General features: G+C 71.8%; 13 protein-coding genes. 2 read left to right on the forward strand and 11 right to left on the reverse strand.

Annotated features, from left to right (window positions below):
- Positions 1-125: 125 nt before the first annotated feature.
- The 4 genes from HCJ92_RS18005 to HCJ92_RS18020 form a co-directional block, all read right to left on the reverse strand.
- Positions 126-521, reverse strand: a complete 396-nt coding sequence (locus HCJ92_RS18005) for a hypothetical protein (RefSeq protein WP_167934646.1) — start codon at positions 519-521, stop codon at positions 126-128.
- 122 nt (positions 522-643) lie between these two features.
- Positions 644-910 (reverse strand): acylphosphatase, encoded by a 267-nt coding sequence (locus HCJ92_RS18010; protein ID WP_167934647.1) that lies wholly within the window; start codon positions 908-910, stop codon positions 644-646.
- A gap of 317 nt (positions 911-1,227) precedes the next feature.
- Entirely contained in the window at positions 1,228-2,610 is a 1,383-nt protein-coding gene (locus tag HCJ92_RS18015; protein WP_167934645.1) for a hypothetical protein, read from the reverse strand.
- Positions 2,611-3,061: 451 nt separating this feature from the next.
- Positions 3,062-4,018 carry a zinc-binding dehydrogenase gene (locus tag HCJ92_RS18020; RefSeq protein ID WP_167934648.1) on the reverse strand — a complete coding sequence of 319 codons (957 nt, stop codon included), beginning with the start codon at positions 4,016-4,018 and terminating at the stop codon, positions 3,062-3,064.
- Between the two features lie 134 nt (positions 4,019-4,152).
- Between HCJ92_RS18020 and HCJ92_RS18025 the strand changes: the two genes are divergently transcribed.
- Positions 4,153-4,884, forward strand: a complete 732-nt coding sequence (locus tag HCJ92_RS18025) for a TetR/AcrR family transcriptional regulator (protein WP_167934649.1) — start codon at positions 4,153-4,155, stop codon at positions 4,882-4,884.
- Positions 4,885-4,914: 30 nt separating this feature from the next.
- Here the strand turns inward: HCJ92_RS18025 and HCJ92_RS18030 are convergent, their stop codons facing one another.
- The 7 genes from HCJ92_RS18030 to purS form a co-directional block, all read right to left on the reverse strand.
- Positions 4,915-5,136: a DUF397 domain-containing protein gene (locus HCJ92_RS18030; protein WP_167934650.1), complete on the reverse strand. Its 222-nt coding sequence runs from the start codon at positions 5,134-5,136 to the stop codon at positions 4,915-4,917.
- A gap of 74 nt (positions 5,137-5,210) precedes the next feature.
- On the reverse strand, positions 5,211-5,423 hold the full coding sequence (locus tag HCJ92_RS18035; RefSeq protein WP_167934651.1) for a DUF397 domain-containing protein: 213 nt from the start codon (positions 5,421-5,423) through the stop codon (positions 5,211-5,213).
- Positions 5,362-6,213: a Scr1 family TA system antitoxin-like transcriptional regulator gene (locus HCJ92_RS18040; RefSeq protein ID WP_167934652.1), complete on the reverse strand. Its 852-nt coding sequence runs from the start codon at positions 6,211-6,213 to the stop codon at positions 5,362-5,364. The genes HCJ92_RS18035 and HCJ92_RS18040 overlap by 62 nt, the downstream gene beginning before the upstream one ends.
- 635 nt (positions 6,214-6,848) lie before the next feature.
- Entirely contained in the window at positions 6,849-7,346 is a 498-nt protein-coding gene (locus HCJ92_RS18045; RefSeq protein WP_167934653.1) for a GNAT family N-acetyltransferase, read from the reverse strand.
- A 209-nt stretch (positions 7,347-7,555) separates the two neighbouring features.
- Positions 7,556-9,805, reverse strand: coding sequence for a phosphoribosylformylglycinamidine synthase subunit PurL (gene purL, locus HCJ92_RS18050; RefSeq protein ID WP_167934654.1), 2,250 nt, complete (start codon positions 9,803-9,805; stop codon positions 7,556-7,558).
- Positions 9,802-10,479, reverse strand: coding sequence for a phosphoribosylformylglycinamidine synthase subunit PurQ (gene purQ, locus HCJ92_RS18055; protein WP_167934655.1), 678 nt, complete (start codon positions 10,477-10,479; stop codon positions 9,802-9,804). Before purQ ends, purL begins: the two co-directional genes overlap by 4 nt.
- The gene (gene purS, locus HCJ92_RS18060) at positions 10,476-10,754 is read right to left on the reverse strand and encodes a phosphoribosylformylglycinamidine synthase subunit PurS (RefSeq protein ID WP_167934656.1); all 279 of its coding nucleotides are present in this window, start codon (positions 10,752-10,754) and stop codon (positions 10,476-10,478) included. Before purS ends, purQ begins: the two co-directional genes overlap by 4 nt.
- A 358-nt stretch (positions 10,755-11,112) precedes the next feature.
- On the opposite strand from purS, the gene HCJ92_RS18065 reads away from it, so the two are divergent.
- Positions 11,113-11,430, forward strand: a complete 318-nt coding sequence (locus tag HCJ92_RS18065) for an Lsr2 dimerization domain-containing protein (RefSeq protein WP_167934657.1) — start codon at positions 11,113-11,115, stop codon at positions 11,428-11,430.
- Positions 11,431-11,480: the final 50 nt, after the last annotated feature.

Raw genomic sequence — 11,480 nt, forward strand, 5'->3', positions numbered from 1 at the left:
GGCCCTTCGGGGCCCGGCCGGCTGCGCCCGGCGGCGGGTGGTGCGCGCAGCGCCGACGACCGGCCGTACCGATCGCGGGCGCCGCGCGGTTCAGGGTGCCGACCCGCGGGCCGGCTCGGCGGCGGTCAGGTCACCAGCATGAACAGCAGCAGCCCGATGCCACCGACGAAGAGCAGCAGCAGGGTGGCGAGGAGGCCGTACCCGGACTTGGTGCTCGCCTGGGAGCGGGAGTCCGCCTGCGAACCGGCGCGCGAGGCAGCGGCGTTGTGGACGTGGACCTCGGTGCGCTGGGTGTGCTGGGACTGCGAACGGCGGTTGGTCACCCGGTTGTCCTGGGACCGCTGGTCCTGGAACCGCCGGTCCTGGGTGCGTTGGTCCCGCTGGTCCTGGAACCGCCGGTCCTGGGTCCGCTGGTCCCGCTGATCGCGGTTGTCGTGCCGTTCGGCGCGCTCGCGGCGGGTCGATCGGTCCTGCGGGCGGGCAGCGCCGGACCCCTGGCTGTGGCGCGGCTGCTTTGCCATGGCGGACCCCTTCGTCGGTCTGTGCTTCTCCACATCGTGGGGCAGCGGACCGGCGGAAGCGAGGGAATCGGGGGTCACAGGCGGTGCACGACAGAGCACTCGGGGCGCACGGTGGTGGCGACTCAGCGCACGACGAACTCCGTGTCACCCACAGGCTGTTCGTCGTTCACCGTCATGTGGTCGACCGCCGCCGACTCCGGGCCGCGCTGCGCCCACTCCAGCAGACCGTCCACAGCCTGTGGATCACCTTCGAAGGTCGCCTCGACGCGACCGTCCGGCAGATTGCGCACCCAGCCGGTGACGCCCGCCGCGCACGCCTCCCGACGGCAGGTGTCCCGGTAGAACACACCCTGCACGCGACCGGTCACGAGTACGTGTCTGCGGATCATGGGGACCTCCCTCGCCGTCGGTACGCACAGCATGCCAGCGCGCACGGGGACACGCCCGGCAGCGCGGGGTGGGCGCCGTGCACCGGGCCGGGAGCACGCCGCCCCCGTCCCGCAAGCGGCGGGACGGGGGCGGTGGGAGGCAGGGCCTCGTGGCTGGATCCTGTCTGGTGAACGGCGCCGGCAACGCCCGCGGCGTCCGGTTCGGTGGATCGCATTGCGGAGCGTCGCAGCTCGTACCCGTCGTACTCGCGCGAGGCTCCACCGTGGCGAGATACCGGGCCAAGCGCCGCGGGCCAGGCGGATTCGTCAGACAGGGCCTAGCGCTCCCGGTACCAGCGCTCCGCGGCACGGCGTCGTGCGGGGTCCTCGCGGCGGCGACGGGAGGACGAGCCGCTGGGCCTGCTGCTGCTCGGGGCCGAGGGCATCACGTGTTCGTACATGCCCGCGGCACCCGCGTACGTCGACTCCTCCACCGGCGGCCCGGTCAGGTCCATGGTGCTGTTCAGCGAGTCCATGTCCAGCAGACCGCGCCCGATCTGGAGGTAGTCCTTTCCGTCCGGCGCCAGTTCCTGGGCGTCGGGGTTGATCCGACCGTTCCTGTCGAGGAACTGGAAGTGGGTGAACTCGGTTGCCGGGACCGCACGGCTGTTGCGCTGCCAAGGGTCGATCACGACTATCTGCTCGGGCCGGTCGCGCGGGCCGACGGCGACGAAGACGTGGTCGGTCGTCGACAACGGCACGTACCAGATCGAGCTGCCCCCGGGCAGGGGGCTCCTGTTGAGCAGGCAGAAGCTCATCGCGGCGTTCTCACCGCAGTTGCCCGCCCCGATCGCCTCCGCGGCGGCGGCGTCCTGCCCCAGCCTCTCCCGCAGGCCGCTGACCGGCTGCCGGAAGTCGGGGTTCCGGGTGGCGGCGAGCATGAGATGGGCCTGCCCACCGGCTGCGGAGGCTGAGCTGATCTGGTTCGGGGTGTAGGGGATGCGGGACTGGACGTCGGCGAGGATCGAGTTCCCGAGACTCAGCAGGGTCGGCAGCACGTTGGAGGGCGCCGGCGCCCGGCCGCTGGGCCGCTCGCCGTGGATGCTCGGGATCGACGGGCCACGCCGTCCCACCGGGTACTGCTCGCGGCTGCTGCGGCTGCTGCGGCTGCTGCGCCCGCTGCGTCGCTCCCGTGGGTCTCGCGAGCTGCGTGGTCCGACGGTGACCACGTGCGCCCCGGAGCTGTGACGCCCCGCCTCCATGTCGACGTCCTCGTCGTACGGCGAGGGTGCGTACGGCGAGGGTGCGTACGGCGACGGCGCGAAGGGTGAGGGTGCCTGGCCGTACGGCGAGGGGGCCTGCCCGTACGGCGCCTGACCGTAGGGGGCGGGCGCCTGACCGTACGGCGAGGGCGCCTGCCCGTACGGCGCCTGGCCGTAGGGCGAGGGCGCCTGGCCGTAGGGCGAGGAGCCACTGATCGCCGGTGGCCCGTAGGAGCTGTAGGACGGACGGTACGGGGCGTCCACGATGTCGATGTCCATGTCGTCGGGGTAGCGCGAGGAACGCTGCACGGTGACCCCGGTGGTGGAGCGCTGGACCGCCGGAGCGTCGTGGCCGCAGCCCGCCCCGTGCTGGTGCCGGGCCGCGGCGACGGAACTCGTGGCCGCCTGGTTGCCGGCGAGTCGCTGGATCGCCAGCATCTCGGCCTCCGGCCCCCGCATCTGCTGCGCGCTCCGCTGGGTGACTGCCGACCGTGGCAGCGGCCTGCCCGTCCGGGCCGAAGCGTCTCTGTCTCGCTCACGCACGCTGGGTGTCTCCTGACTCGCCCACGGACCTGGTGACGCCCCCGCCGTGACCTCCCCGGTGCCACGTGGCCTCAGGGCGCCTGCGACAGTCCCCGCCGGTGCCTGCTCCCGGAGGGCGAGGGCGGAAGACCGCCCGGCGCCGTCGCGTCGGCAACGCGGCGGACACCGCCGGGGATCGCCCCAGACGGTCACATCTCCACTGCGCCGGCGCACGCCCCGTCATCGAATATCCGTGCGAGCCTCTGCGATGGTCGCATCGTACCGCCCCCCGCGCCCGCGAATCCGGCGCGCCGGCTGCGGAAAGCTCTGCCGAAGAACAGCTGTTGAGGTTCCGTCGGGCCCTGGCGATCGCCGGCCCGGCGGGACGTCAGACGACGCGGAGGACGTGCTTGCCGCGGACGCCACCCGCCTCCAGGGCGCGGTGTGCGTCGGCCACGCCGGCGAGGGGGTGGACGGTATCGACCACCGGCCGCAGCGCGCCCCGCTCGGCCAGTTCCGCGGCGCGCACCAGCAGCGCGGTGTCGGGGGCACCGCTGAAGAAGCGAACCCGGCGCCGCCCGTGCACGGTGGAGGCCAGCAGGTAGCCGAGGGCGGCGGGCAGCCTGGCGTAGTCGAGGGCGATCGCCACCATGCGTCCGCCCGGCGCCAGCAGACGCCGGAACGCGCGGTGTTCGGTGCCGACGGTGTCCAGCACGACATCGAACTCCCCCAGGTCGGCGTGGCCGTGGCGTCTCCGGTCAACCACCTCGTCGGCGCCGAGACCGGTCAGGAACTCCCGCGCGCCCTCACTTGCCAGCGCGGTGACACGGGCGCCGAGATGCTTGCCGACCTGCACGGCGACGCTGCCGACGCCGCCTGCCGCGCCGCGCACCAGCAGCCGCTCCCCCGGACGCAGCCCGGCCTTCGCGCTCAGCGCGGTGAGGGAGGTGGTCGCCCCGGCGACCAGCGACGCGCTCTCCGTCGCGGAGAGCGCGGCCGGCGCGGGCGCCGTCCGGTCCGTCGGGACCGCCACGTACGCGGCGGCGGAGGCCATGGTGCGGCCGAGCACGCCCCAGACGAGCTCCCCCGGCTTGCTGCCGACCACGCCGGACCCCACCGCGACCACCTCGCCGACGAAGTCGATGCCGAGCCGCTGCGGGAACCGGCGTCCGGTGATCAGCCTGATGCGGCCGGACCGCGCGGCGAGTTCGCCACCGTTGACACCCAACGCGTGAACGCGGACGAGGAGTTCACCCGCCCCGGCGGTCGGGCGGGCGACCCGGCCGACGCGGAGCACCTCAGGCGGTCCGTAGCGGTCGAAGAGCACTGCGTCCATGTCGGTCACGGTCGGTCCCGTCTCGTGGCGCCGCGCCGGTCGGTTCGGACCGGCGGCTGCTGCGCACGGCCCCCGGCGGGGCCGCTCCGCCACGCTAACCAGCGAAACGGACGGCACCTTCCGCTTTCGCTAAAGTGAGAGTCATGGCTGATCAGCGCTCTCGGACACCGGACGACACGGCGGCGGACGGCACGACGGCGGGCCGGACCGGTGGGTCGACCGACGAACAGGGGAGCGACACGCGGGTGGGCGACGGGCTCCGGTCGGACGCCCGCCGGAACCGGGAACGCATCCTCGCCGCCGCGCGCAAGACCTTCGACGCCCAGGGCATCGACGCACCGCTCACGGCGGTCGCCCGCCGCGCCGGAGTCGGTCCGGCGACGCTCTACCGGCACTTCCCCACCCGCGCCGCGCTGGTGACCGAGGCGTTCCGTCAGCAGCTCGACCACTGCCACCAGCTGATCGAGGAGGCGGTCGCCGACCCCGACCCGTGGCGCGGCCTGTGCACCGTCGTCCACACGGTGACCGACATGCAGGCGGTCCACCGCGGTTGCGCGGCGGCGTTCCACACCCGGTTCCCCGGCGCGGTGGACGTCAACGCAGAACGGGACCGGGCGGAGGCACACCTCGCGGAGCTGGTCTCCCGCTGCCGCCAGGCCGGGGTGCTGCGCCCGGATTTCGACCTCTCGGACCTCAGCCTGCTCTTCCTCGCGCAGCACGGTGTCGCGGCAGGACCGCCAGAGGTCGCGCTGGCGGCCACCCGGCGGCTCGTCGGCTACCTGCTCCAGGGCTTCCGCACCGAGGGCGCCCCTGCCCTGCCGCCGCCCGCGCCGCTGCGGCTGGACCAGGTGCACGGCGTCGCCGCACCGGGCTGAACCCGCCCGGCCCGGGGCTCCGCCCGCGCGTCAGCCGGCGCGGCGGGTGAACCTCTCGGCGCGGACGGCGGTGACGAAGCCGGTCCAGGCGGCAGCCGGGATCACCAGGAACGCGCCGTGCGGAACCTTGGAGTCCCGCACCGGCAGCACCCCCGGCACACCATCCGCCACCTCGACACAGGAACCGCCGTTACCGTTGCTGTGGCTCGATGTACGCCACGAGGCACTGCTCAGGTCGAAGCGTGCGAGCATCGCTGCACTCTCCCTTCCAGTCGGCGCCCGACCGCCCGCCCCCGGGGGCCGGGCCGACGTGGCGCACCACGGGGTCAGCGCGGAAGCTCACCGGCGCGGACGGCGGTGACAAAGCCGGACCAGGCAGCGGCCGGGATCACCAGGAACGCGCCGTGCGGAACCTTGGAATCCCGCACCGGCAACACCCCCGGCACACCATCCGCCACCTCGACGCAGTCTCCGCCGTTACCGTTGCTGTGGCTCGATGCGCGCCAGCATGCGCGGCTCGGGTCGAACGGAGTCGTCATGACGTCGGTACTCCTCCACGATGGATCCCAACAGGCTCAGAGACGCCGCCGGCGGCAGCGCCGCAGCTTTGGCCAGATCGTACGCGTCACGACATTCGCGGACCAGATCCGGCGTATCGGCGTCGGCCACCCGTCCAGTCCCCACGCCTTCCTCGTAGGCGAGATCCGGCTGTTCGGCGAAGCTCATCAGCTTCATCATCGACCCCATGGCGGCGTGAGAGCCGTGGCTGAACGGGACCACTTGGAAGGTGACCCGGTGCCGCCGCACCAGCGCCGCGATGTGCGCCAGTTGGGCTGCCATCAGGTCAGGACTGCCGACGACGATCCGCAGCACCGCCTCGGAGAGGATGAACCACGCCTCGGGCAGCTCCTTCTCCAACAGCCGCTGCCTCGCCATGCGGTTGGAGATCTGCTCTTCGAACTCCTCCTCTCGCCACGAGAAACGAGCGGTCCGAAAGACGACGCGGGCGTATGCCTCGGTCTGCAACAGCCCGGGTACGAGCGCGGGAGCGAACTCCTCGATACGTTTCGCTCCCTGCTCGGCCAAGGCGACCCGCTCGAAGTACTCGGCGAACGGCCGACGCTTGAGGAACCGGCGGAAGGTCCCGCCGGTGTCGAAGATCTCGTCGAGGCGTTCGGCATCCTGCGGGCACGGCTTGCGTCGCCCGGCCTCCCAGTGCGCGACCAACGAGCAGTGGACCCGCAGCCTTTCTCCGACCTCCGTCTGCGTCAGCGCGGCCCGTTCGCGGTGGGCGCGGAGTTCTTCGGCGTACGGCTCTCGCAATGCCACGACGGACCCCTCCCGATGACGCTGACGGTCCCCTCAGCGGGGTGACCGTCAGCCTAGGAGGACTCTCAGCACTCCGTGTCCGATCCGCTGCGGGAGGTCACCGCGCGGCGTCGAATGGGAGCCCTCCCATCGCATGTCGAACTCCAACTGGGCGATTGCACAGCCGAGTTGACCTTGCGGGCGCATCCGGGCACACGACAGCGCGAAGGGCCCCGGTGCACCACCCTCGCGGGTGCCGCGCCCCGCGATCGCCATTGACCGTGGCGAGAGGGCTGTTGCCCGAGGCCGTTCAGTCCACCACCGCTCGCCCGACACCGGCCGCTCGACTACAGGGGCTTCGCAATCTGCGCCGGATGATCCGATCGAGGTGCGGGCCGACGTCGCCTGACCGGTTGTGCCCCGGTGCCCGTCTCGCACTCTTCGAGCCGGGACGCCACGAGGGCCCGGTGCAGGTAAGTACCGCTAGAACCCAAGCCGAGCCTGAGTCGCGACGGCCTTCACCAGGTGACGTCTTGGCGGCACAGCACTCCGCACGCGGCCATCTGCGGAGCGAGGTGGGCATCCACTGAGGCAGAAGCCCCTCGCCGTCGCAGCCTGACTGAGGTGAGGGAGCCGGCCGTGCCCGGATGGGGAGATCAGGCAGCGGACAGGCGCTTCGCCAGGACCCGCTCCCTGCCGACGCCATCGGCCAGAAGATCGCCGGGCTCGCCGGTGTCGGTGAAACCGTGCCGCTCATAGAGCGCGGTCGCCTTGCGGTTGTCCGGCATGACGGACAACCGCAAGGTCGTGGCGCCGCGCCCCGTCGCCCACCGCTCGACCGCCTGGATCAGGTAGTCCCCGACGCCCTCGCCCCGAGCCGTGGGGCTGACCCACATCGAGATCAACTCCGTGTTCGCTGCTCCCTCACCGGGTACTCCGCTGGCCATGCCCACCGGAAGGCCGTCGCGGAGCGCGACGAGGTCGCATGCGCCAGGAATCGCCAGACGGGCACGCCAGCGCTCCTCTCGGTCACCGGAGCCCTGCCACTGAGCCAGCGTCGACCCGAACGCGTAGGGCGCCTCCGCAAGCGCGGCCAGGCGCAAATCCCGCCACAGGGGCCAGTCGTCCGCTTCCACGGTGCGTAGTTCAAGCATGATCCAGACCCTGCCCGCACGCCGGGGCGGACAGCAAGTGGGTTCCAACCATGCAAGCGAGGTCGCTCAGCCCTGCGACCAGCCGAAGCCGGGGAGCACCGGTGACTCACGCACTCGCACCCGGGCACGCGGCAACGCGAAGGGCGCCGGGGCGCCACCCTGACGGGTGGTGCCCCGGCGCCCCGGGCGCGGTCGGCCGGCGGCCGACCTCAGCCGAACAGCTCCGGCAGGGTCCGCTCGTTGGCCTCGCGCAGCTCGGCCAGCGTCAGCGTGAACTCACCCTGCACCTCGACGGCGTCGCCGTCGACGACGCCGATGCGGGTCACGGGCAGGCCGCGGGCGCCGCACATGTCGTTGAACCGCACCTCCTCACTGCGCGGAACGGCGACGACAGCGCGGCCGGCCGACTCCGAGAAGAGGAAGGTGAACGCCGACAGGCCGTCGGGAACGACCAGACGGGCGCCCTTGCCGCCCTTGAGGCAGGACTCCACCACGGCCTGGACGAGACCGCCGTCGGAGAGGTCGTGCGCGGCGTCGATCATGCCGTCGCGCGAGGCGTTGACGAGGATCTCGCCGAGCAGCCGCTCGCGCTCCAGGTCGACCTGGGGCGGCAGTCCGCCCAGGTGGTCGTGGACCACCTGGGACCACGCCGAGCCGCCGAACTCCTCGCGGGTGTCGCCGAGGAGGTAGAGCAGCTGGCCGTCCTCGGTGAACGCCATGGGCGTGCGGCGGGTGACGTCGTCGATGACGCCGAGCACGCCGACCACCGGGGTGGGGTGGATGGCCTGCTCGCCGGTCTGGTTGTACAGCGAGACGTTGCCGCCGGTCACCGGGGTGCCGAGCGTCTGGCAGCCGTCGGCCAGACCGCGGCAGGCCTCGGCGAACTGCCACATGACCGCCGGGTCCTCCGGCGAACCGAAGTTGAGGCAGTCGGTGACGGCGAGCGGGGTCGCGCCGGTGGCGGCGACGTTGCGGTACGCCTCGGCCAGCGCCAGCTGGGCACCGGTGTACGGGTCGAGCTTGGCGTACCGGCCGTTGCCGTCGGTGGCGACCGCGACGCCGAGGTTGGTCTCCTCGTCGACGCGGATCATGCCGGAGTCCTCGGGCTGCGCCAGCACGGTGTTGCCGAGGACGTAGCGGTCGTACTGGGAGGTGACCCAGGTCTTCGCCGCCTGGTTGGGCGACGAGACCAGCGCCAGCACCTGCTCGCGCAGCGCGTCGGCGTTCGCGGGCCGCGCCAGCCGGGCGGCGTCGTCGGCCTGGAGCGCGTCCAGCCAGTCGGGACGGGCGAACGGCCGCTCGTAGACGGGGCCCTCGTGGGCGACAGTGCCGGGGATCACGTCCACGATCTGCTCGCCGCGCCAGAAGATCTCCAGGCGGTCGCCCTCGGTCACCTCACCGATGACGGTGGCGATGACGTCCCACTTCTCGCAGATCTCCAGGAACCGCTCGGTGTTCTCCGGGGTCACGATCGCGCACATGCGCTCCTGCGACTCGCTCATGAGGATTTCCTCGGGCGAGAGCGTCGCGTCGCGCAGCGGGACGGTGTCGAGCTCGACCCGCATGCCGCCGGAACCGGCCGAGGCCAGCTCGGAGGTGGCGCAGGAGAGCCCGGCGCCGCCGAGGTCCTGGATGCCGACGACGAGGTCCTCGGCGAAGACCTCCAGGGTGCACTCGATGAGGAGCTTCTCCTGGAAGGGGTCGCCGACCTGGACGGCCGGGCGCCGCGAGGGGCCCTCGGCGTCGAAGGTCTCCGAGGCCAGCACGGAGACGCCGCCGATGCCGTCGCCGCCGGTGCGGGCGCCGTAGAGGATGACCTTGTTGCCGGTACCGGACGCCTTGGCGAGGTGGATGTCCTCGTGCTTCATCACGCCGACGCACAGGGCGTTGACCAGCGGGTTGCCCTGGTAGCAGGAGTCGAAGACGATCTCGCCGCCGATGTTGGGCAGGCCCAGGCAGTTGCCGTAGCCGCCGATGCCCGCGACGACGCCGGGCAGCACCCGGCGGGTGTCGGGGTGGTCGGCGGCGCCGAAGCGCAGCGGGTCCATCACCGCGACCGGGCGGGCGCCCATGGCAAGGATGTCGCGGACGATGCCGCCGATTCCGGTCGCCGCGCCCTGGTAGGGCTCGATGTACGAGGGGTGGTTGTGCGACTCGACCTTGAAGGTGACCGCGTAGCCCTGGCCGACGTCGACAACGCCGGCGTTCTCACCGATGCCGACGAGCATGGCGTCGTTCTCGGGCGCCTTCTCGCCGAACTGGCGCAGGTGCACCTTGCTCGACTTGTAGGAGCAGTGCTCGGACCACATGACGGAGTACATCGCGAGTTCGGCACCGGTCGGGCGGCGGCCGAGGATCTCGCGGATTCGCGCGTACTCGTCTTCTTTCAGGCCGAGTTCGGCCCAGGGCTGCTCGACGTCCGGGGTCTTCGCGGCGTGCTCGGTGGTGTCGACGCTCATGCCTGAACCAGCTTCTTCAGAACGGAGGTGAAGAACCCGAGACCGTCCGTCGTCGGGCCGGTCAGCGGCTCCACGGCGTGCTCGGGATGCGGCATCAGGCCGACGACATTGCCGGCCGCGTTGGTGATGCCGGCGATGTCGCGGCGGGAACCGTTGGGATTGGAACCGAGGTAGCGGAAGACGACCCGGCCCTCCGACTCCAGTTCGTCGAGGGTGCGCTCGTCGGCGACGAAGCCGCCCTCGCCGTTCTTCAGCGGAACGGTGATCTCCTGGCCCTCGGTGTAGTCGGAGGTCCAGGCGGTGCCGGCGTTCTCCACCTTCAGCCGCTGGTCGCGGCAGATGAAGTGCAGGTGGTCGTTGCGGGTCAGCGCGCCGGGCAGCAGGTGCGACTCGCACAGCACCTGAAAGCCGTTGCAGATCCCGAGCACCGGCATGCCGCCGCGCGCCTGCTCCACGACGGACTCCATGACCGGCGAGAACCGGGCGATGGCGCCGCAGCGCAGGTAGTCGCCGTAGGAGAAGCCGCCGGGGAGCACGACCGCGTCGACCTGCTTGAGGTCGCGGTCGCGGTGCCACAGGGCGACGGGCTCGCCGCCGGCCAGCCGCACCGCGCGGCGGGCGTCGTGATCGTCGAGCGATCCCGGAAAGGTGACCACTCCGATGCGGGTGGTCACGAAGCGGCTCCGGCGGTGGTGCCTTCGGCGGACTCCTCCACGCGGACGGTGAAGTCCTCGATCACGGTGTTGGCGAGAAAACTCTCCGCCATCTCACGGATACGGGCGAGCGCGGCGTCATCGACCGGGCCCTCCAGTTCCAGTTCGAAACGCTTGCCCTGCCGCACATCGGTGATCCCGTCGAAGCCGAGCCGCGGCAGCGCGCGCTGCACCGCCTGGCCCTGGGGGTCGAGGATCTCCGGCTTGAGCATGACGTCGACTACGACGCGAGCCACAGGTACTCCCGGTGGTGTTGGTGCTTGACGCTGCTTCGCTCAGCGTACCCGGGATGAAAATCTACCCGGGTAGATATGTGGGGCACCGGGTCACGGTCGGGTATCGGAACCGCGTTCCGACGGGCGATAATGGTAAAAGGAAGGTAGCCCCGACAACTCGGCGGGCAACACAGTGGGCAGCACGGCGCAGCGGTATTTCCCAGGTACCGCGCGGCAGGCCCGAAATAACGCCGCAGTCCCACCGAGGACGCCGGGAACGAGCAGCGAAGAATGTTTATGTCCGCCTCTCGTGCGCGACGGCCGGGCACCCGGGCGGGTGCGTGCGAGCGACGCGGAGCAGCCGAAAGGACCGGTACACGTGGCACAGCAGGTAGTGGTCACACTTTCCGACGACATCGACGGGGGCGCCGCCACCGAGACGGTCACGTTCGGCCTTGACGGCCGGTCCTACGAGATCGACCTCAACGCGGAGAACGCCGAGCGACTGCGGGCCGCCCTGGAGCCGTTCGTCGTGGCCGGCCGCAAGCAGACGCGGTCCGGTAAGTCGTACCGGCACACCGCTGTCGACCCCGCGCCGCGGGCGGTCCGCGCCTGGGCGGACTCCAACGGGATGGACGTTCCCGCACGTGGCCGCATCCCCAAGAAGGTCTACGACGCCTTCAACGCGGCGCACTGACGCAACACCGCGCCCCGGCACCGCCGTCGGCGGTGCGCCACCGACGGCAC

The organism is Streptomyces spiramenti (assembly GCF_012034385.1).
Lineage (GTDB): Bacteria > Actinomycetota > Actinomycetes > Streptomycetales > Streptomycetaceae > Streptomyces > Streptomyces spiramenti.

What these genes read in the sequence shown, in the direction of transcription:
- HCJ92_RS18045 (WP_167934653.1), bottom strand. Translation starts at nt 7,346, where the DNA reads ATGCTTGAACTACGCACCGTGGAAGCGGACGACTGGCCCCTGTGGCGG.
- HCJ92_RS18030 (WP_167934650.1), bottom strand. Translation starts at nt 5,136, where the DNA reads ATGCTCGCACGCTTCGACCTGAGCAGTGCCTCGTGGCGTACATCGAGC.
- HCJ92_RS18015 (WP_167934645.1), bottom strand. Translation starts at nt 2,610, where the DNA reads ATGCGGGGGCCGGAGGCCGAGATGCTGGCGATCCAGCGACTCGCCGGC.
- HCJ92_RS18005 (WP_167934646.1), bottom strand. Translation starts at nt 521, where the DNA reads ATGGCAAAGCAGCCGCGCCACAGCCAGGGGTCCGGCGCTGCCCGCCCG.
- HCJ92_RS18035 (WP_167934651.1), bottom strand. Translation starts at nt 5,423, where the DNA reads ATGACGACTCCGTTCGACCCGAGCCGCGCATGCTGGCGCGCATCGAGC.
- purL (WP_167934654.1), bottom strand. Translation starts at nt 9,805, where the DNA reads ATGAGCGTCGACACCACCGAGCACGCCGCGAAGACCCCGGACGTCGAG.
- HCJ92_RS18010 (WP_167934647.1), bottom strand. Translation starts at nt 910, where the DNA reads ATGATCCGCAGACACGTACTCGTGACCGGTCGCGTGCAGGGTGTGTTC.
- HCJ92_RS18025 (WP_167934649.1), top strand. Translation starts at nt 4,153, where the DNA reads ATGGCTGATCAGCGCTCTCGGACACCGGACGACACGGCGGCGGACGGC.